This window comes from Clostridium tanneri (assembly GCF_033659955.1).
Lineage (GTDB): Bacteria > Bacillota > Clostridia > Clostridiales > Clostridiaceae > Clostridium_AM > Clostridium_AM tanneri.
On record NZ_JARUJP010000023.1, the window covers coordinates 22,727 to 45,673 of the forward strand.

Here is a 22,947-nt window from a genome sequence, read left to right on the forward strand (position 1 = left end):
TTGAGATATGACACTAAATGATATGTAATATGTTTATATTTTGATATGATTAATTAAAATTTATGATGTGATTAAACTTAAGATTGGAAGGGGCGTCCAAAAGACGCCTCCTATTAAATTTTTAATGTTTTAAAAACTATTATTGAACTACTATAGTATAAGTTGAAGTATTTCCAGCAGCATCCTTTAATGATAGCTTTGAAGTACTTTCGTTTTGAAGTTGAGTTGTAGTTACACCATCAACTCCGCCAAGTACTGTTAACACTAATGAAGTTAAAGCAGCTGGGTCAGTATCCTTTGATACTTTTATTGGAGTTTTAACATCGTAGTCATTATTTACAGCATCAAATGTAACTTCTACATTTTCGCTTAATTTTACAGAACCAGTAGAATATTTAGCTCCTGCTGCAAGTCCTGTTATAGTAATTGTTCCATTATTGTTTGCATCTAAGTCACCTAATGTGATTGTTGCAGTTGTTTCAGTAGCATCTGCTTTAGTACCTTTAAGTTCCATACCTGTTAAAGTAGGAGCTTGAGTATCTACACCATTGAATAATGCTACTCTAGCAGCTGAATCAATGATATTTCCGTCTACAGCTACGTCTTTTATGCTACCTTTAACATATACTTTGTATTTTCCATCCGCACTAGTTGAAGTTCCAAGAGTTAACTCTACAGTCTTCTTATCTTCTCCAAGAACAGCATTTGTTACTGTTAACTCATCGAAAGTCTCAGTATTAGTAACAACAAAATCAGTAGTTGCAAATGCTGGACTGATTTCTTCATCAAAAGTTAGAACAACTTTTGTATTGTATATGCCATCAGTAACTTTTACTGGTGATGCTGTTGCACTTAATAGTTTTGGTGCAACCTCATCTTTAACTCCAACAAAGCTTAAGCTTTGTGCAGCATTAGCTTGAATTGCATTTCCAGCAACGTCAGCTACTCCGCCACTAATCTTTAATGTATAGTTCTTTCCGTTTTCAAATAAGTCAACTAATTTAACTGCATCTTCTACAGTAGCTTTATTCTCAACTATAACTTGAGTTTTATCTTCTGAGTTAACTGTAAATGTTGAGTTAGCACCAAATGCTACTACAGCATCATTTTCATCTTTTATTTCATAGTTAGAAGCCACTCCTGCAGCTGAAACTTCTTCATCAAATTGAAGAACTAATTTAGCTGAGTTAACTGCTGTAACTGTTGTTAACTTTGGAGCTGTAGTGTCTTTCACAGCATCAAAGTTCTTTGATACAGCTTTGTCAGCTGGTGTTGAAGCATTAGTTAAGTAGTTACCAAAAGTATCTTTAACATTCTTAACAGTAATTGTGTAAGTAGTGTTTTCAGTTAAAGCATCTGTTAAGTGTAATCTCATTGTTTTATTAGAGATTGATTCTATAACTTCATTACCATATACACCTGCTATTTCAGCAGTTCCAGCTTTTATAATTGTTATACCGAAGTTTGTAGCATCTTGAGTTTCTGCTATATTTTCATCAAAATTTAAGTCAATGTAATTTTGGCTTATGCTCTTAACACTTTGTAAAGTTGGAGCAACCTTATCTTTACCTGCAAAGCTTGCAGTTGCAGCATCGCTCTTAAGGTTTGTTAATCCAGAAACTGTAACCTTGTAGTTTGGAGTACTATCTGTTTTTTCTCCTTGGTAATCAGTTGTTAAAGTAACTTTTGAAGTATCGCTATCTACTGTTGGGGCAGTATAAACTGCTTTTGTTACCTTTAATGTTTTTGTTTCATCTGCTAATGAAACTATGCTATAGTTATTAATATTTTCAGCTTGTGCTTTATCTAAAGCTGTGTTGAATACTAAATCTACTGTGTTTCCAGCAGCTCCTGCTGTTGCACTGTTTAAAGTAACATCTACAACTTCTGCAGGTACTTTAAAGTTAACTATTGTATTAGCTTTAAGTGGATTTGCTGCCTTTGAAGCATCAGTTAATCCGTTTAATCTTAATGAGTAATCTTTGTTAGTATCAAGTTCTGTTATTGTTAAAGTAACGCTAGTCGCATCCGCATTTACTGCTGGAGTTATAACAGCACCAGTTTGCTCAACACCAGTTTGGCTATCGAATATTTTGTAGTTTCCAACAGTAGCCAATCCGCTCATTTTTTCACTGAAGTTAACAGTTAATTTATGAGTCTTTGCATCATAAGAACTATCTTTTACTGTAGGAGCTACAACATCGCTAACTCCAACAAAATCTTTTGCTTGATCATCTGCTATAGCAAGTTCAGATAAGTCTTGTCCACCACTTATAGTTAATTTATAATTCTTTCCGTTAACTAAAAGGTTAGCATCATCTATGTTTACAGTAACCTTGTTTCCAGCTATATCTGCAGCTGTTACTGTTTTTGTGTATGCTTTTGAAGTATCTAAAGTTCCATCTGCTTTATATGGAGTTATTACTACTGTTGGAAGAACAGTTTTGTTTAATTCTTCGCTCATTACTATCTCAACTTTGTTAGTATCAACAGCAGTAGCTGAAACTAGAGTTGGCTTAGTAGTATCTTTTATTGAAGTAAATTCCCCAACTTTAATGTCTTTCATAACATTTGAATTAGTATCTTCTATAGTTTTTAAGTTATTTACGCTTACAGTGTAAACTGAACCTTCTTTTAGTAGATCAGCTGCTACTGTAATTCTGTAAGTTGAATCATCAACTTTATCTACAGATGAAATTGCAACTGAAGAAGCTGTTCCTTTTAAAACTATTCCGTAGTTAGCTTCAACACCAGCTGTTGCTTCTGTTACTTTTTCACTAAATTTAACGTCTATTAATCTATCAGAAACAGGTGTAACTTGAACTAATTCAGGAGCTTTAAAGTCTATTGCAGCTACTGCTTTAACGCCGTTAACTGAAACTTCTCCTTCTTTTCCGCTAAAGTCTACAGTTAAAGTTGCTTTCTTTAATTCTGGTAAATATGTTACAGCAGTAACAGCAACCTCTGCATCACCAACTTTAACAACATAGCTTGTCTTATCATTAGCTTTTGCAGCATCTGCTCCGTCCTTAAGTATTACTTGAACAGCATTTTTGCTAGCTATGTTATTAACAGATTGCACTTCAAGAGATGTTTTCTTTACTACAACATCTACTGACTTGCCTTGTCCACCCTTGTATGCTATACTATAAGTAACGTTTTGATCTATATCTTTGGCAGGAATTTCCGGTACAGATATAGTTACTTTATTCTCTTCTACTTTTGTTACTGTACCAGTGATTGTTGTTGGAGCAGCGCCATTGATTGATGCTGTTACTGAGAAGTCTCCAGCTACAGGAGTTGTTGTTGGAACACCAGATAGTGTTACTTGAAGAGTTGTTTCATTAATAGCACTTATATTTCCAATTTTTATACATAATTTCCCATAGGCTAAAAATGGCAGTATAGCTTGTACAAAAGGGATAATAAATTCTTTATATTTGTTATTTATACATTATGTTAATATATAGAATCTATTGCTTTTGAATAATTTGTATAATTATTTAATAAAGATATAATGTTGCTTTATTATAAATATAAATATATAATAAAGCTTAAAAGAATAATCATTATAAAAAGCAAGTAACTGAGTAAATAAAAAACATCATATTACAAATATGATGTTAACTGGAATTAAAAACATACATTTTGAAGTATGTTTAAATTAGGGGTTTATGTAGCGCAATGATAACATATTTTTAAGAAGAAAATAATGAATTAATTTCTCTTTCATAACCATATTTTTTGAAAAATTCAATTATAGCTACTTCAAAGATCTCTCTTTGACTTATATTCTTTTCCTTGCTGAACTCTTTAATAAGTTCTGCAAGAGAATGGGACATACACAAAGACTTAGTTATAGTTATCCCACCAACTACATATCGTGGAATAGTAGCAGAAGTGTTAAAGGAAAGTAATTCTGCTAGTTTATCTCTATTTTTGTTAATCATCTCCAACATAGGGATTAAACCTTCTAACCGTTCAAGTTGGGATGATGATGTACTTAGTGAGGCTAAATTGTAGTCTACTATATCTTTATTGTCAATTGATCTGTCATCTTCCTGTAAGTTTGTATTAGAGGAAAAGTTTTTTAGGCTTTGAAATTCAGTTTCTAGGTTATCTCTAGTATTTTGCTTGCCTTTTGAAAGTATGTAATTTTGACTTTCTGAAGACCATATATATCCCTTTGCTTTCATATAAGCGGCCATTGAACGATGATCAGACATACCAGCCTTTTTTGCAACCTCCATTGGGTCAAGGCCACTACTGAATAATGAAATTATTCTTTGTACTTTTCCACTCATTGAATCGTGAAAAGATTCCTTTGATGAAAAATTATTTTTTATTATATAAGTTTGACGAATAGAATCCCATACGTATCCCCGTCTACGCATATACATATCTAAAGTTCTATAATTTTTGTGGTTAAGATTTAAGGCGATTTCTTCTCTGCTTTTGCCTTCCATTAGTTTTTTAAGTATATACTTGTCATCATATTCATGTTTTTCTAAATTCTCTAGGACTGCAGCACTTTCATATTCTGCTTCATAGTCGTAATAGTTATCATTCATAAAGATCACATCCTTTATAATACATTTATAGATTCATTTAAATCTTCCATATCTGCATGGGTATATATGGAAGTTACTTTTAAATTTGAATGGCCTAAAAGCTTTTGAACATATACTAGGTTTACCCCGTTCTTTATAAGATTGGAGGCAAAGCTATGTCTTAGTATATGAGCACTGACGTGTTTTTCCCAGCCAAGTTTTTTTACAGTATCACTTATTACTCTGTTAACGTAAGGGGCACTAAGACGGCCTGATTTTTCCGTGGCAAAAAAATAATTTCCGTTAATGTCCGAACGATAATTTTTTATATAGTTTTTAAGGATAGGAAGAAGATTTTTATTTATAGGTATATTTCTGTTTTTTCCACCTTTACCGTTAATAATATGTATAACACCATTATCAAAATCTACATCTTTCGATTGTAAGTTTAAACATTCGCTGATTCTCATACCTGTGTAAAACAAGGTTTGTACCACAACTCCGATTAAAGGATGATCAATGGAGGTTATGAGAGTAGTTACTTCTTCTAGTGACAAAAAGACACGTTCTTTCCTTTGTATTTTAATCGGCTCTACTGCCATTGCTAAGTTATACTCACAGAGCTTATTTTTATAAGCATAATTCCACAGTGAACGAAGAGTATAGAGATTTCTACTGCGGCTAGCGGTTTTTAGGTTTTTTTCTTTTAAATTATACAAATAGTCTTCTATATCTATTAGTGTTATTTCGTTAAAATAAATTGCACAATTATACTTTTCCTCTAGGAAATTTTCAAAACACATAAGATCTGAAGTATAAGACTTTATTGTTTCGTTACTTTTATTTGTTATTTTAAGGTAATATATAAATTCTTTAAGAATATCCCTAAGCAGCAAAATACTTACCTCCTAATTTGTTATGTTTTGGAAAAAAATATTAAATTATGACAATATAATAGCAACTTTTAGAAATTGTGTCAAATAGTGAATGCAATGGGTTAATAGGTTAATTTTATAAAATACTCTCTTATATTATTATCCTTTGCAGATAAAGGAAATATATGCAGCTTTGTCTTAAGTAAATTGTGGTTAACTTACAATTTTGTGGTATAATATATTCAAAACCTTAAGGGGAGGGATTAGTGTGAAATTAAAAACTATTTTTACAGCATCTATAATTTGTGTTTCATTATTTAGTGCAAAAGCTGCTGCCGCTGATGTTAATCTTATTAACAACAATACATATTCAGCTATTACAACAGCGAATTCGGAAGTAAAATTATTAGAGTCTAAGAGTAATATACCTTCTAATAAGAAATGGACAATAAAATTTAATAAAGAAGTAGATTATAGCTCTCTTAGTCAAGACAGTGTACAAGTAATAGATAATAAGGGACAAGCTGTTTCGGTAAAGTTAACTGCAGGTTCTGATAATACTTCTATAGATGTTTTACCACCAAGTTCAAATTATTCAGCTGGACAGACCTATACTATAATTATAAAAAAGTCCTTAAATAGCAAAACTAATAAAACTCTTTCAAAGGAAGTTAGAATGAGCTTTACTATAGCAAGTTCCAGCAGCTCTGGTGGCACAGGTAGTTCAGGCGGCTCCAGTGGCTCAGGTAATACTTCTGAGGCTGATCCTGTCTTAGTAGAAGCATCTAGTGGACTAGAAAAGGTTAAAGGAATAGTAAAAACACAGGCTGAAAAAGATTTAGTATCTGAATTAAAATCATCAGTAGATGCAAAGATAAATGATCCATCTATAACAATAAATACAGCAGCTCTTAAAGCAAAGTATAAAAGTCTCTCAAATGCTGAAAAAGAGGATTTCCAAAGTGCTATATTAAGTAATTTTTCAATAGGTACATTGCTAAAAATAAAGAGTATGTTTGATTAAGTAGTATTTACAAAGGAATGATTTCCCTGCATCAAAACCACTAAAAGGTTAACCAATTAAGGTCAACTATTTAGTGGTTTTTTATTTTTACTCATAATAAGGATTTATACCCTAGAAATAGTGTAACTTTATGATTACTGTGGTTAATATTGTATAACACGCTTACATTATTTTACTACTATTGAACAGTGTGGAATACAATATGGATATATAATGAATACGTGGATTAACATTCAGTAATTAACAATAATTCATAGATTGTAAAGAAGAAAAGTTAAAAGTATAATGAAAACATCGGTTGAGACAAAATATTAGATGACAACAGAAAAGACAGTAATAACTTAGCATAAGATTGAAAAACAATGGCAGCAATTAGTTAGTAACAATCATCAAAAGTAAAATAATTATATTTTCTTTAGGAGGAGTATTAGAATATGAGTAAAAAGGGTAAAAGAGCTTTAGCAAGTGCTACATTAATGTCTCTAGTTTTAACTACTGCTTTATCAGCAGTTCCAGTTAAAGCTGCAGCAGGAGAAGCAACAAGAACAAGTGGTGCTGACAGATATGCAACAGCAGCACAAGTTGCTACAAAGAATTGGGACAAGTCAGAAACAGTTGTATTAGTATCTGGTGAAGGCTATGCAGACGCAGTGAGCGCATCAGCATTAGCTAAAAAATTAAATGCACCTATACTTCTAACAGAAGCTAAATCATTAAACGCTGATACTAAGAAGGCATTAAGCGATTTAGGTGCTAAGAACATATATGTTGTTGGTGGAGATGCTTCAGTTTCAGCAGCAGTAAGAGCTGGATTAAAAGCTGATGGATACAAACTAACAGAATTAGGTGGAGCTAACAGATATGAGACTAACTCAGCAGTAGCTGAAGAATTAGTTAAATTAGGAGTAGATCCAGCTAATGTAATAATGGTAGGGGGAGAAGGATTCTCAGACGCTCTTTCAGTAGCTCCAATAGCAGCTGCTAAAGGACAAATCCTTTTACTAGGAATGAACGATGCTAACTACATGAGCCCAGTTGTTAACTTTGTTAAGAAGCATAACTCAAAGGTTACAGTAGTTGGAACTAAAAATGTAATAAATGAAGCTATATACAGTGCAGTTGGAGCAACTAGCAGGGTAGATGGCGGATCAGACAGATGGGATACAAACCAAAAAGTTTTAACTGCATTCAAGGATACAGTTAAATTTGATAAATTATATGTTGCATCAGCAGCTTATAATGCACAAGATAATGGATATGCAGATGCTCTAGTAGCTTCAGCTTTAGCTGGAAAATATGCTGCACCATTAGTATTAGTTGACAAAGATGGCGCAACAGGAACAACTAATGCTTTAGCTTACATAAAGGCTAATGCGAGTAAGAAAACTGACTTAAATGTTGTTGGTGGAACTGGTGTTGTTTCAGATGCAATATTAAAAGCAGTAACTCAAGCAGTTAACCCAACTCCAGTACAAACTGGTGATAACACAGTAGCATCAGTAAATCCAATAAACCTTAACCAATTTGATGTTGTATTTAACACAACTGTTGATGAAGACACAGCTGAATTAGCATCAAACTACAAGGTTGCTGGAATTGACTTACATGATGATTACACAGATGCAAATGGTACTACAGTAAAAGCAAATGCTCATGCAGAATTAATAAATGATAACACAGTAAGAGTTACATTAGTAAATGATGCATTCAAAATAGGACAAGGTAATGAAAAGACAGTTTCAGTTAAGAAAGGTATCTTAACAGCTGATAAAGTTAAAACTATAGAAAAGTTTGATAAAAAAGTAGAATTCAAAGATATAACAGCTCCAACATTAAAGAGTGCATCTATAAGAGGTAACAACAAATTAGTTATAGAATTCTCAGAAGCAGTTAACATGACTGATGAATCTGCATTAAAATCATTAATCCAAGTAAATGGAAAGAGCTTATCAAGTGTTGATTTAACAGTAAAAGAAGCTGCTACAAATGGAGTAGAAACTTGGGCAAGCAAAGTAGAAATCTACTTTAACTCAGGACTTAACTCAGGAGAAAATACAATAAAGGTTAAAGACACAACTGGAAATACATTAAAGGATGCTGCAGGATTTACATTTAAAGAAGAAACTAAGACAGTTACAGTTGATGCAGTAACTACAGCACCAACAGTAAAAGAAATCACAGCTACTGATGATGGTGAAATAAGAGTTAAGTTTGACAGAGCAATGGACTCTAAAGCAGCTGTAAAAGCAGGATATTATTCAATAAATGATAAAGCAATATCTACAGCAAAATTCGAGTTAAAAGAAGATGATACAGTAGTAAAAATAACTGGAATAGACAGCGGAATATTAAAAGATAATGCAAACGTGCTAGAAGTTAAGAAAGATGTTAAAGATGCTTATGGCAATAAGCTTGCTGATGATACAAGAGTAACATTCAACAAAGAAAAAGATGAAACTAAGCCAACAGTAGTAAGTGCTAATATATTAGATAGCAAAACACTACGTATCCAATTTAGCGAAGATGTTAACAGTGCTTATGCAACAAATCTTGATAACTATGAATTAAGAGATGCATACAATGTTGACTTAATGACTAAGGGTGGAGTAGTAATCAAAGCAGCAGGAGCTGAAACTGGTAATACTGACACTTATGATATTACATTTGGAAACGGTGGAAACGCAACTAACTTATTAAATGGTTCAAAATATACTTTAAGTGTTAAGAATATAGTTGATATAGCAACTGAGCCAAATAAAATGGATGATTACACAGTAGCACTTGATGGAAATGATGATCAATCACCAGTAGTACAAGAAGTATTCTTAAAGGATTACTCAGATGCAGCAGCAGATAGAACAGAAGTAGCTATCTTCTTCAACAAAGAGATGGATCAAGCTTCAATATCAAATAAAGCAAATTACTACTACATTAATGGAAGCGGAGAAACTAAAGACCTTCCAGAAGATGCAGATATAACAGTAAGTGCTGACAACAAAGGTGTAGTTATAGACTTCGAAGATGCTAATAAGTCAATAGATCCAACTGCAACATCTGGAGATGACAAGGTAAAACAAATTGGTGTTAAAAACCTTAAAGATGCTTCAGGTAACGAGCTATACGGTGGAGCGTTAACTATTGCAGCTAAACCAAGCACTACATTATCAGTACAAGACAAGACACTAAAGATGTACAAAGATGGTGATGATGTTAAGGCTGAATTCCAATTAGATACTGCATTAGATTCAATAGATGCAGCTGACTTTGCACTTACATCAGCAGATGGTACAAAGGTAGTAGCAGCAAGTGATGCAGACTTTAGTGGCAAAACAGTAATACTTACATTCAAGGATACAGATGTGACAGTTGATGGCGTTACAACAAATGCTGCAGAAGATGCAGAAGCTCTTGGAGTTAATGCTAAACTTGCAGTAAAAGCAACTGGATCAGAAGATATAGCTGGACGTAAGATAAATACAGAACTTACAGCTAACCAAACATTAGTACAGTATAATGCAATAGCACCAGAAACTGATAGAGATGGATATACTTCAACTTTAACAGTAGATGGTACAGCTGTAACAGGTGCAGTAGTAAATATCACAATGAAAACACCAGTTGACACTGAAATAAAGGATTCATACAAGGATGACTTTGTATTCATAAGCAACGGAGCTAAGCTTAATGTTAGTGGTGTAGAAGTAGTTGGTAATACATTAGTATTTACAATCAACAGCACAACAATAAAAGCTGGAAATAGCATAGAAGTAACTACAGCAACAGATGACAGTAAAATAGATATTAGAACAGCAAAAGATGGAGATGGAAAACACATTAAGTTTGTACCATCAAACGATGACAAGAAAGTTAAGAGTGTTGTTGTAAAATAATATTGTAAGATTTAAAAAGTAAGAGTTAGAGCAATCTAGCTCTTACTTTTTTCTTTTTGAAAAGTTTATAAAAAGTTTATCTTACAAGTCTGTTCCATTAATTAACAAAGTGTGAAAGTAATGATATAATAATAAGATAGAGTGAGAAATTTCAAAATATTTATTGATTAGCATTGAGATAAAAATATCATGAAACAAAAATAAGTTTTGGAGGGTGTTATGAGTAAAAAGGATAGAAAGGTACTAGCCAGTGGAAGTATTATTTCCTTAGTCTTAACTTCAGCTTTATCACCTAATTTGGCTTATGCAGCAGTAGGACAGGTTACGAGAACTAGTGGAGCAGATAGATACGCAACTGCAGCTTCTGTTGCAAAATCAAATTGGGCAAGTGGTGCTAAAGATGTAGTATTAGTTTCGGGAGAAGGGTATGCAGACGCAGTAAGTGCATCTGCATTAGCAAAAGAATTGAATGCACCAATACTTTTGACTACATCAAGGGTACTAAATTCTGATACAAGATCAGCATTAGAAGCATTAAATCCAGAAAACATATATGTAATAGGTGGAAATGCTTCAATAAGTCAATCGGTAAGAAATAATTTAAGATATTCTTATAATTTAATAGAGCTTCAGGGTAGAGATAGATATGAAACCAATATAGCCGTTGCTAAAAAGATGGTAGAGCTTGGTGTTAATGCTGACAACATTTTACTAGTTGGTGGAGAAGGCTTTTCTGATGCTTTATCAGTAGCACCTGTGGCAGCAGCAAAGGGGCAGATTTTGCTCCTAGGCAGTAATGATGTAAATTCCATGAGACCAGTAGTAAACTTTGTGAAAAATTATGGCTCCAGGGTAACTGTTGTAGGAACAAGCAACGTTATAAACGACAGTATATATAATAAACTTGGAGCTGTTGAAAGAGTAGATGGTGGAAGGAATAGATTTGAAACTAATATAAATGTTTTAAGAAGATTTGATTCAGAATTAAAATCTGACAAGTTATATGTTGCTAATGCCAGTGGAAATGGATATGCAGATGCTTTGGTAGCTTCAGCATTGGCAGGGAAAAACGCTTCCCCACTGGTATTAGTAGATGAACTTGGAACAGATGCAACAGCGGATGCAATAAATTATGTTAGGAATAAAGCCTCTAAGACTACTGATCTTAATGTTGTAGGTGGAACAGGTGTTGTTTCAGAGTCTACTGTTAATGCTATAAATCGGGCTGTTAATCCAACTCCCAATAATAATGGAGGACATACTACTAACGGAGATAACTCAGTGTCTTCAATTGAGCCGATAAACCTCATTCAATTTGATGTTATATTTGATACTGATGTTGATGAAGATACAGCAGAATTGGAGTCAAACTACAAGGTTGCAGGGACAACACTAGATGATGACAACGCTCATGCTGAACTAATAAATAATAATACTGTAAGAATTACTTTAGTAAAAGATGAATTTGATATAAATCAAGGAAACGAAAGGACTGTTTCAATTAAAAAAGGTATACTAACTGAAGACAAGTCTGAAACTATAGAATCCTTTGATAAGAAAATAGAATTTAGAGATGTTACAGCACCAACTGTTGAGAATGTGTCCATTAGAGGTAATAATAAGCTGGTAGTAGAATTCTCAGAAGCAGTAAAAATGCCAAGTTTAAGTAAAGTGGCAAGTTATATTAAAGTAAATGGCAAAAGCTTATCCAATTATAATAATAATTATAGTGAGATAAAGGAAAAGGCCACTAATGGAAATGAAACTTGGGCAAGTAAAGTAGAATTCTATTTACCTTCAGGACTTAAATCTGGAGAACGTACAGTAGAAATTGAAGAAGGAGATAATGGAGTATTAGTTGATGCTGCCGGTTTTGCAGTTAAGGAAACAGAAGAAAATGTTTCAGTGGAGGATATAGATACAGAACCAGAAATAGAAGACATTACCTGCTCCGATGACGGAGAAATCCGTGTTAAGTTTGATAGACCAATGGATACAAAGACAGCCGTAGATGAAGACTATTATACAATAAATGATAAGGATATAGATGGTGCCAAACTTGAACTTGAAGATGATGATTGCACTGTAAAAATAACAAAAATCGATAGTGATATATTAAAGAATAACACAAACGTATTAGCAATTACTGATGGAGTTAAAGATGCCTATGGAAACAAAATGGATGAAGATACAAGGGAGAGTTTTGATAAGGAAGAGGATGAAACAGATCCTTCAGTATTAAGTGCTATAGTAATTGACAGTAAAACTCTTCGTGTTCAATTTAGTGAAGATGTTAGATATGCTTATGCCACAAATGAAGATAACTATGAATTGAGAGATCCTTATAATATAGATTTAATGAAGAAATCAGGAGTATATATAAGAGCTTCTTCTGATGTAGATGAAAAAAATAAGGAAGATACAGATACCTATGATATAAAGTTTGATAGGTCATCTTATAAATTAAACAGTTCTGAATATACTTTAACTGTTGAAAATATAATTGATAAAGCATCAGAACCAAATAAAATGGATGATGAGACATTAACTGTAGATGGAAGTGATGATGCTTCAACAAATATAGAAAATATAGAAGCCTTTAGGAAATCTAGCAAAGAGGTAGCTATATACTTCGATTCAGAAATGGATGAGTCTTCAATTTCAGATATAGATAACTACTATTATATTAATGGAGATGGGGAATCAGAGGATTTACCAGAGGATGTTGATATAACACCAAGTTCTGATAACAAGGCTGTAGTTATAGACTTTGATGATACTGGAAAGACTGTGTATACTACTTCAAGTGCACCTAAAGATGAGGATGCAGTAAAGAAGATTGGCTTAAGAACCGTCCAGGATGCTGCAGGTAACGATGTATTTATAGGAGCATTATCTATAGGTGGATCTGCAAGTAGTGGTCCAAAGCTAGAGGAAGATACCTTTAGATTATACACAGATGATGAAGACGTTAAAGCAGATTTTGAATTAAGTACTGCTTTAGACACAATCAATCCAGCAGACTTCAAGATTTCAGGGATAAAAGCAGATGACGCAGATTTCAATGGTAGAACAGTAACTCTTACCTTTGATGAAGATTCTACTGCTGATAAGATAAAAGCCCTTGGAGTTAACGCAGAGCTCCAGATAAGACCATCTTCAACAGACCCATCAGAGGATATAGCAGGACGAGAAATAGGACGAGATAATCAAAAGCTTTATTATAATGATATAGCTCCAGAAACAGATAGAGATAACTATAGTGCAACATTAACAGTAGCTAATGGAAAAGTAACTGCTGCAGAAATAAATATTACCATGAAGACACCTGTTGATAATGATATAGTAAATTCCTATAAAGATGACTTTGAATTTGTAAACTCAAGCCAAGGAGAACAGCTTGAAATTAGTAGTGTAAGACAAGAAGTAGTAGATAATATCAATACATTAGTATTTATAGTAGATCTTGATGAAAGTGATGTAGAAGAGGGAGACAAAATTGATATAACTGTTGCCCATGATGAAGATGATATAGATATTAAGAGCGAAGAAGATAGAGATGGAAAGCATGTTAAGTTTAAGCCAAGTAAAGATGATACAAAGATTAAAGTAGTAACAGCTAAAGTTGTATCCATTGACAAAGCGACTCTGCAAGGCTCAATTGTAGAAGCTGAAAAACTAGTAGAGACTAACTATACTACTGCTTCCTGGACAGCTATGAAAAACCAGTTAGCAGAAGCTAAAGAAATAAATGAAAAAACTACTCTGAAACAAATAGAAATAGATAATGCAAAATTAGAATTAGATAAGGCTTGTACTGCACTAGTTAACGTAGAAGTTTTGAACAAATCAATATCAGCAGCTCAAGCATTACATCAGGAAAACTACACAGTAACAACATGGACAGCTGTGCAGGATAAGTTGACAGCTGCTGTAGCATTAAAAAATGAAGGAACCCAAGAGCAGGTTAACACTGTAAAATCAGAGTTAGATGCAGCAGTTACAGCTTTAGTTGATATATCAAAATTAAAAGCATCTATAACAGCGGCTCATACAGCAATAGATGGGAAAAAACCAGAAGATTTTACTGATCTGACGAAATATATAGCTGTAAAAGATAAATTAGCAGCAGCAGAACTTTTGGCAGCAAAGAATGATGCAGTTAAAGTTGATGTTGATGCAGTACAAACACAGCTAGACAAAGCACTAGCAGAACTTCAAGGAAAAGAACCAATCACAACTGAAGTGAACTAAAAGGCAGCCCGCCTTAGGGACAATTTTTCGTCCCTGAGGCGGGCTATTATTTTGGAAAATGATTCCTTATTTTTTTGCTGTGATTGATCTACCATCTAAATCAGCTTCTGATGGGCTGTATACTCCATAGTAGCCGTTATCATCTTCTTCTTCACCTCTTATGCTGATAGAAGAGGAATAAGAATTTGCTTTAACATTAATTTTGTCACCAACTTGTACTGAATTATTGTCAAAACTATAAGTAATAGTTCTATCATCTACGGATACAGAGGTAACATCAAGTCTTTTGCCTGTTGACTCATTTATAAATACAAAGTCATCATTATAGGACTTTTCAATATCATCATCAATATCTTGATTGAAAACAATATCTACTGAGCTGATGTAACCACCTCGTGCACTCCAAGAATTTGCAACAGTTCTTGGCGGCATAACTAAAATATCCGAAGCAGATTTTAATTTACGTCCTGCTACATCCACAGAAAGCGGATTAGTTATGCTAATTGTAGTGCTTGTAGTATTGCTGTTTATAGCATCAATTTTTTCGTTATTTTTAATTCCAGATTTAAATATAAGAATTACGTCATTTCCTGATACTAAACCAGAGTCTGGAGTTTTTCCAGAAACCTTAAAGTCACCTGTATTTAATACATCTAAAGGTGCTGTAAGGGAAAGTGTAACCCTAATATCATCACCATCATAAGTAAGTTTTCCTGAGTTATCTATAAATTCTGGGCCATTGCTAGTACTTTTGCTTATATTATCCATGTATAAACCTACTAAAGGAACTCCTTCTCTAGATTTAACGTCAGATACTCCTACTCTCTTAATATAGTTATCATATTTTGAATCACCTATTTCATAAGAGGAGGAAAATTCTATGGTTACACTCTTGCCATCAGAATTTACAAAAAGTTTTGAATCAGATGGAAGTCTTTCGGTTTTTCCTTCTCCATTAGTAATATAGTAATTTGCATAATTTAAAAGAGAATCCTCATCCATAAATCTATCAAAGAATATGACTACAGAAGGAGTATCATCTGATTTTTTAGTTATTGATACTACTGATGGAGCTGAGCTACTAGAATTAGTAACTGTTTTTGTAGTAGTATCCATTATATTTGGAACAGTATTTGTGTCAATAATATTTCTAACTGTTAAAGTATACTCATAATCAGTTAAACGATCTGCATCTTTAAACTTAATGAAATAAGTGCTCTTATAGTCTGCAGATGAAGAACTTCCTCTGATTATGTCATTAATTTTATAACTGATATCTGTTCCAGAGGAATCAATTAACTTATAGTTAGATTCATCAGTAGCATAACTGCTAACTACGTCTTTATTGAACTTAACGCGGATTGTATTCTTATCAATTATAGATGCATTGGTAACTTGTGGTTTATCAGAATCATTACCTACGTCAAATTTCATCTTTGTTTCTTTTATTTCATTTCCGTAAGTATCCTCTACATTATCCTTTATAAGAATTTCATTTTCTCCATCTTCAAGGTATCTGTCTAAATCTTTTATTTTAACAATCTTATCCTCTGAACCTTCTACAAAGGTTATATCCTCTGGATCTACAGCAACTGTGGAGTTATTTATTTTGTAGTTACTGTCTTCAAGGGCAGTTTGTTTGTCCATAGTTTTATTGTAAGTTATATAAATAGCACTTAAGCCTTCACTAGTTACTTTAGTAACCTCTGGAGTACCAGAAGTTGAACCAATGGTAAAGTCGAAGGATGTTGCCTTTACTGGGAAACCAGCAGCAGTATCAAATTTCTTGCCTACATCCCCATCTGGTATAGTAAAGGTATTAGTACCCATTGGCAGTGATGAGTTAAAATAAAGCTCTACCTTATCAGCCCACTCACCAGAGTTATTGTAGAAAGTAGATTCGGATGAGTTTAAACCGTAGTTTGCAGCACTTTGTCTATTAATTTTCATTGAAGATAAAGCACTCTTATCCATTCTTATTGGTTGTGAGAACTTAACTACTAGTTTATTTCCACCTACAGGTGTAACGGAATCTAACGTAGGATGACCAGTATCGAAAAACTCAAGTTTTTGCTGGAATTTTTTTATAGTATAATTTAAGTTGCTATCTAGTATAGCATCCTTAACAGTGAACTTAGCATCACTATTTTGTGCAAAAGGTTTTGAGAAGGTAATCAATACCGTTCTCTTATCAGCCTGAACTGTAGCAGAAGCTGAGGAAGAAGATAGATTATCTCCATCAATCTGATAGTTTCTTACAAGTTCTGCTGTATCTTCGTCTACATCAGTGTTAAATACAACTTTAATTTGACTAAGTCCATTAGAAGTTACAGATTTTACTGTAGGCTCATTTATAGTAGGAGTTTCAGGAACTTCAGCTGGAACATCTTCTATTTTAGAAATAATTGAATCTGGCACAACTCCTCTTCCACCTATAACATTTAAAGCAGTGGAATCATTCTTTTTATTCTTTATGTAGTCTAAAGCTTCACTTGTAGATGATGAAGATGCATTATCAATCAATACTAAATTAGAAGCCCACTTTCCTGCCAATGATGAAGCTACTAAAGCATCTGCATATCCGTCACCGGAAGCATTGGCAATAAATAGCTTGTCAGTTTTTAAGTCTTCTGCAAATCTTCTAAGTACATTTAAGTTTGTTTCAAATCTATTAGCTCCACCGTGTACTCTTTCAATGGCTCCAATTTTACTATACATACTGTCATTTATAACATTGCTTGTACCAATAACAGTAGTTTTTGAATTGTGTGCTTTTATGAATTCAAGAATTGATTTCATTGAACCATTATCATTACTTCCTAGTAAAAGAATTTGGCCCTTGGCAGCTGCTACAGAAGCTACTGATAGAGCATCTGAAAAGCCTTCTCCACCAACTAACATAACATTATCAGCGTTAACACCAAGCTCTACCAATTTCTTCGCAACGGCAGTATTAGTTTCGTATCTATTTTTTCCGCTTAGCTCTACTAATTTATAATTGTATTTCTTCAACTCAGTTCTTACTGACTGAGATACAGAAGCATTTCCACCTATTACATAGATGTTTTTAGGGCTCAATGTATCCAATGCAGCTTTAGCACTTGAACTAAGCGATTTTGGAGTAGTTAAAAGTATTGGAGCATCTAGTTGTTTTGCAAGTACTGAAGCACTTACTGCATCGGCATAGCCTTCACCAGATACTAAAATTACGTTTTCAGGATTAGTCCAGTTTGTTGTGGCAACCTTAGCAGCAGTCTCATATCTATCTGCTTCCCCAATTCTTGTAATCTGCTCAGATGCTTGCACAACGCCAGTTGATATTGCTGTAGTTAATACTAAGGACATTAGTGTGGCACTAGCAAGTACTCTTGTAGTTATCTTTTTCATATTGTAATACCCTCCTATCTTCCACCATAAGGTAATATAACAATATTATACTATAAAAATTCAATTATAAATACTGATTATGCGATAACAATAATAAAATCGTCTCGGGAATCGGTGGGATTTAATCCTGTTATTTACTAAAGGCCTATTTTAAGGAGCAAATATATGTTATTATTTAGATGAGCCTAGTGATAATACTAGGCTGTTTACAATATTATTACATTAATTCCTGAATTAATCAGTGTAAACTTTAGATATTAAATGATATAATTATATTAATATCCATATATTTACTCAAAGGAGGGGAAAAATTTGCAGAAAAGGACAAAGCTTTATTTGAATGCAATTTTGGCACTTTGTACTTTTTGTAATACTACTTTTTTAGTTCAAATTGATAAGGTGTCAGCAAAGGCTAGTAATAACTATTCCACTATAGATATAGGAGAAAAATTTGATACTGTTTATTCCTTTGGCGACGGAGTAGCAAAAGTTCAAAAGGATAGACTATATGGATTGATAGATGAAACTGGCAAAGTTACTATTGAGCCTAGGTTTGCGTCAATATCTGCCTTCGTCAATGGTTTTGCTAAGGTGACAAAGGGAAATAAGTACGGTTTTATAGATAAATCAGGAAGAATTATTGCGGAACCTCAATTTGACAGTGAATCTGATTTTTCAGTGGAGGGAGTAGCACAAATAATTGTTGGTAACAAATACGGTTTTATAGACAGTACAGGCAACATTATAGTAGACCCTCAGTTTGACAATGTATATTCTTTCAAAGAAGGATATGCCAGGGTAAAAAAGGATTGGAAATATGGTATTGTAGATAGGACAGGAAAAGTTATTATAGAGCCTAGGTTTGATAATGCTTATGATTTTGAAAAGGGTAGAGCCGTCGTAAGTTATGAAGGCAGATGGGGACTAATTGATAAACAGGGAACTTTTACTGGATTTGATTTTGATGAAATGAAGCCCTCAGAATATGATTTTTTCTATATAAAAAAGGATAGTAAATGGGGACTTGCAGATACAAAAGGAAATATAGTTTTAAATCCTCAATTTGATGATATTGCCTTTGTGAGCAAAAATTTAATTAAGGTTGCAAATAAAGACAAGTGGGGGCTTATAGATAAGAAGGGAAATAAGCTAACAGATATAAAATATAAAAGTATAGATAAACTTAATGAAGGGTTTATTTTAGTTAATAAAGATGACGAATATGGGCTTTTGGATAAGGAAGGAAAAGTCTTCGCAAATCCTCAATATGAATCTATAGATAAATTTAGAGAAGATATGGCTATTGTAATAAAGGATAAGAGATATGGCTTCATGGATATAAGCGGAAAGGTTACATTTAAACCTGAATTTAAGAAGATATATCCATTTTCCGAAGGGTTAGCTCGAATACAAGTTGAGGACAAGTATGGTTACATTAATAAGCGAGGAGATACAGTTATTAGTGCTAAGTTTAATAATGCAACGGACTTTCAAGAGGGAACGGCATTAGTAGAAAGATCAGGTAAGTGGAGCTATATAGATAGATTAGGCGGCACTTTAGTTGATGGGAAGTTTGAAGCAGGAACTCCATTTAATAAAGGGGCTGCAGTAGTTAAAAAAGATTCTGCTTATAGCGTAATAAAAAACACAAGTATGAAAGATATGGGGACAAAGACCGTTTCTGACCCTTATAAGGTTTGGAAAATAACCTTTACCATGCCTATTGATGAAAAGAAATTGATAGATGATAGCGACAACTCTGTTATAAGCAGCATAGAAAACACTATCTTAAATAATGTTAAGGTTATAGACAGCAAAGGGAATAGTGTAGGAGTATCCTTTGAAATTAAAGGTACTAATGTAGTTTTAATAAATCCCCCTTATGAAGGCTATGAGAGAAATGAACAGTACACTATTATAGTTCTAAATGATATTAAAAATAAAGATGGTCAGCCTATGAATCAGTGGATGACAAAAATGAATTTTACACTAAGTGATGAATAACTAAAAAATATGATTTAAAAGATATAGTAATCCCTATATGTTTGTGGTAAAATTGTTTCATATTTGAAATATTCGTATGCGAAAGGATTGTTAGAGAATGAAAAGAATAAAACTCTTAACTACAGCTGCTGTTATTATTGCCGCATTATCCAGCAATACAGTTTTTGCACAAGACAATAATACTCTAGATATAGATGCTGTTATAGATAGTGCTATAGAAAGCTCATATACAGTAAAGAGCAAAGATATAGTTGTTCAGCAGGCAGAAAATAACTATAAGAGCGCTATGGAAAATGCACCAAAGGTAAATGATCAAATAAATAACACTCCATTGCTAACAGATAACAAAAAGTTCGAACTAATAAAATCCAGAGACAATGGTCCTGCTGAGGCTAAATATTCTATATACCAAAGCAAGAATGCAAAAGAGGTAGCTAAGAATGAAGTCAAGCTATCTATATATAGTCAATACACTGTGCTTATGGATGCAAAGGATGTTTTAGACACTGAGCAGAAAAGATTAGATAACTCAGAGGCAGAATATAAAAAGGCAAAGCTGCAGCTTGAAACAGGAATGATAACACAAAATGACCTTAAAGCAAAGGAATATGCTTATTATTCACAATTAGCTGCCTTTAATAAGGCAAAAAGACAATACGAAATAGAAACTATGAACCTGAATAAGCTTATTGGAGCGCCTATTGAAACTAGATATACAACTCTTTTAAAGGATAAGATTACAGAAGATCCTTACATAAGAAGATATGATTCTTATCTAGAGGACGCTTTAAAAAATAGAGCAGAGATGCTAAATGCTTCAGAATACGTTAATTTAATGGATTTTGAATTTAAAACTGTTAAGGCCTTTTACCCTGATACAAGAGATGCTGAATACAAAATAGGAAAATATTACGTAGATTCAGCTAAAAACACATTAGAGACTGGCAAGATAAACATATCTTTGGAAGTAAATGCTTTATATAATGATTTACAAAATAAATCTAAAAAGCTTAAATCAGTGAAGGATAGTGCAGACTATGCCAAGCAGGATTATGACAAGGCATTACAAAAGTATAAACTAGGCTTAATTAGCAAAATTGAAGCTGATTCTAAGCTGATAACTCTTCAAAATGCACAAAATAGCGTAAAAGCCTTACAAAGGGACATATGGATAGCTCAAATAAAGCTTGGATATGCTTGTGAAATTGGAGCTAGTAGTACAAGTCTTGGTCAATAGCAATATATTTAAAAACTATGGAGGTAATAATTCATGAATAAAAAACTTAGTCTTATAATCGCCCTTGCAATGTCAATAACAATAAGCAGTCCTTCTTTGGCAGCATCTACTAATGCTGTAACTACACCACAAACTACAATTACTGACACTGTAAATTTATCAACTAATTTTACCTTGGAAGAAGCTTTAAATAGTATAGAAAAGTATAATACATCAATACAATTAATGGATCAAAAGTTAATACTTTTAAATAAACAATATGATTATGATCACCAAAATGCTATTGATGCAGATAAGATGCTATATAGTGTTAATAAAAATGAAAATCTATACATATCATTAAAACAAGCAATAGAAATTAAACCACAACAAAGTGCCCAAGCAGTAAAGGATGCAAAGCATGAAAAAGAAGATGCATTAAAGGCTTTAAAGTTTAATATGAAAAGACAGTATATGAACGTAATAAACTATCAGGATCAAATCACAAATATAAATAATAGTATTTCAAATATAGACAAGCAAATAGAGAAAGTAAATAATCTTATAAAGCAAGGTATGGCTACTTCATCAGATTTGCAACAGTTAAATGTACAAAGAAGTCAGTTAGTAGCAGCGCTTAATGGACCGAAGGCTCTAATAGAACAGTCTGTATTAACTGTAAAGCAAATACTAAACACAGACTTAAATGCTAATTTAACTTTAGCACCAGCAAAAATTGACTTTGTAAAATTTGACGATAGCAATATAGAAGCTAGAATTAACAAGTCCATAGAAGATGACTATGATTTAGCTAATATTAATAGAAATATAGAGTGGGCAAAAATGAATGTAGATTTAAATACTAAATATGGACATAATAACACTACAGGATTAGTTAACGCTCAGTTAAATCTGCAAAATGCAATTAATACTTTAGATGACACAACATTAAAGTTAAAGATAAGAGCATGGTCTTCTTACTATAATATGAAAAATAAAGAAGATAGTATTACTGCTGAGCAAATAAATTTACAAAATGCTAGAGAAAACTATAATAATGCTTCAGCTAAGTTCGAAGTTGGACAAGTAGATCAGCTTGAAGTTTATTCAAAGAAACTTGCTTTAGAAAAAGAAGAGCTTACAGTTCAAAATTTAGTAAATGATTATATGGTAACTGTAGAGGAATTTAAAGATTTATTAGGAGAATAATAAATCAAAAGGGGTGAATAGCTATGATGAAATTAGCAAAAAGATTATCAGCTTTATCTATAACAGCTGCCTTAGTTATCTCTATGTCAGGCTGTTCTTTTGGAAAGGATTCTTCTAAACAAAATAATAATACAAAGCAATCAGAGCAGAAGGCTAAAAAAGAGGAAGCACCTAAGGTTCAGCAAGACGCAAAAAAAACAGAACAGCTTAAGAAGGAAAAAGAAGTATATGACGGACAAGTATATTTTAAAGATGATTCTGTAATTGCAACTATGATAATTAAAGAGGGCATAAGTGAAGGGGATGCTAAAGCTTTAGCAGAAAAGTATGCTAAGGAATTGAAAGCAGCTCACAAGGATAAGAAAATAAATGTTCAGGCTGTACAAAAAGGAAATAATATTGCAAATATAACTATAGAAAAGTAAAGAGAGATATTTGAGAGTTTATAATACTCTTACACTAAGAGCATGAGAGCCATCTAACGATTATACCGTTAGGTGGCCTTTTAAGTACCAAAAATTTTAGTGGGGCAGGGGTT

12 protein-coding genes are annotated in these 22,947 nt (G+C 33.0%); 8 read left to right on the forward strand and 4 right to left on the reverse strand.

Going from position 1 to position 22,947, the window contains the following annotated elements:
• Positions 1 to 139: 139 nt before the first annotated feature.
• Positions 140 to 3,082 carry an Ig-like domain-containing domain gene (locus P8V03_RS15615; RefSeq protein WP_318798890.1) on the reverse strand — a complete coding sequence of 981 codons (2,943 nt, stop codon included), beginning with the start codon at positions 3,080 to 3,082 and terminating at the stop codon, positions 140 to 142.
• Positions 3,083 to 3,173: 91 nt separating this feature from the next.
• Between P8V03_RS15615 and P8V03_RS15620 the strand changes: the two genes are divergently transcribed.
• Complete coding sequence (locus tag P8V03_RS15620) at positions 3,174 to 3,332, forward strand: hypothetical protein (protein WP_318798891.1); 159 nt, start codon at positions 3,174 to 3,176, stop codon at positions 3,330 to 3,332.
• A 366-nt stretch (positions 3,333 to 3,698) separates the two neighbouring features.
• On the opposite strand, the gene P8V03_RS15625 is transcribed toward P8V03_RS15620, so the two are convergent.
• Together P8V03_RS15625 and P8V03_RS15630 are read right to left on the reverse strand one after the other, a co-directional pair.
• Positions 3,699 to 4,571, reverse strand: coding sequence for a hypothetical protein (locus tag P8V03_RS15625; RefSeq protein WP_318798892.1), 873 nt, complete (start codon positions 4,569 to 4,571; stop codon positions 3,699 to 3,701).
• 14 nt (positions 4,572 to 4,585) lie between these two features.
• Positions 4,586 to 5,446: a tyrosine-type recombinase/integrase gene (locus P8V03_RS15630; protein WP_318798893.1), complete on the reverse strand. Its 861-nt coding sequence runs from the start codon at positions 5,444 to 5,446 to the stop codon at positions 4,586 to 4,588.
• Positions 5,447 to 5,693: 247 nt separating this feature from the next.
• Between P8V03_RS15630 and P8V03_RS15635 the strand changes: the two genes are divergently transcribed.
• The 3 genes from P8V03_RS15635 (at position 5,694) to P8V03_RS15645 (ending at position 14,593) form a co-directional block, all read left to right on the forward strand.
• The gene (locus P8V03_RS15635) at positions 5,694 to 6,449 is read left to right on the forward strand and encodes an Ig-like domain-containing domain (protein ID WP_318798894.1); all 756 of its coding nucleotides are present in this window, start codon (positions 5,694 to 5,696) and stop codon (positions 6,447 to 6,449) included.
• A 434-nt stretch (positions 6,450 to 6,883) separates the two neighbouring features.
• Positions 6,884 to 10,339, forward strand: coding sequence for a cell wall-binding repeat-containing protein (locus tag P8V03_RS15640; RefSeq protein ID WP_318798895.1), 3,456 nt, complete (start codon positions 6,884 to 6,886; stop codon positions 10,337 to 10,339).
• 219 nt (positions 10,340 to 10,558) lie between these two features.
• Positions 10,559 to 14,593 carry a cell wall-binding repeat-containing protein gene (locus tag P8V03_RS15645; protein ID WP_318798896.1) on the forward strand — a complete coding sequence of 1,345 codons (4,035 nt, stop codon included), beginning with the start codon at positions 10,559 to 10,561 and terminating at the stop codon, positions 14,591 to 14,593.
• Between the two features lie 66 nt (positions 14,594 to 14,659).
• On the opposite strand, the gene P8V03_RS15650 is transcribed toward P8V03_RS15645, so the two are convergent.
• Positions 14,660 to 17,980: a cell wall-binding repeat-containing protein gene (locus P8V03_RS15650; RefSeq protein WP_318798897.1), complete on the reverse strand. Its 3,321-nt coding sequence runs from the start codon at positions 17,978 to 17,980 to the stop codon at positions 14,660 to 14,662.
• Between the two features lie 312 nt (positions 17,981 to 18,292).
• Between P8V03_RS15650 and P8V03_RS15655 the strand changes: the two genes are divergently transcribed.
• From P8V03_RS15655 to P8V03_RS15670, 4 genes are all read left to right on the forward strand, one after another.
• Positions 18,293 to 19,984: a WG repeat-containing protein gene (locus P8V03_RS15655; protein WP_318798898.1), complete on the forward strand. Its 1,692-nt coding sequence runs from the start codon at positions 18,293 to 18,295 to the stop codon at positions 19,982 to 19,984.
• A gap of 97 nt (positions 19,985 to 20,081) precedes the next feature.
• On the forward strand, positions 20,082 to 21,221 hold the full coding sequence (locus P8V03_RS15660; protein ID WP_318798899.1) for a TolC family protein: 1,140 nt from the start codon (positions 20,082 to 20,084) through the stop codon (positions 21,219 to 21,221).
• A gap of 33 nt (positions 21,222 to 21,254) precedes the next feature.
• Positions 21,255 to 22,409, forward strand: a complete 1,155-nt coding sequence (locus P8V03_RS15665) for a TolC family protein (RefSeq protein WP_318798900.1) — start codon at positions 21,255 to 21,257, stop codon at positions 22,407 to 22,409.
• A 23-nt stretch (positions 22,410 to 22,432) separates the two neighbouring features.
• Positions 22,433 to 22,834, forward strand: a complete 402-nt coding sequence (locus tag P8V03_RS15670) for a hypothetical protein (protein ID WP_318798901.1) — start codon at positions 22,433 to 22,435, stop codon at positions 22,832 to 22,834.
• Positions 22,835 to 22,947: the final 113 nt, after the last annotated feature.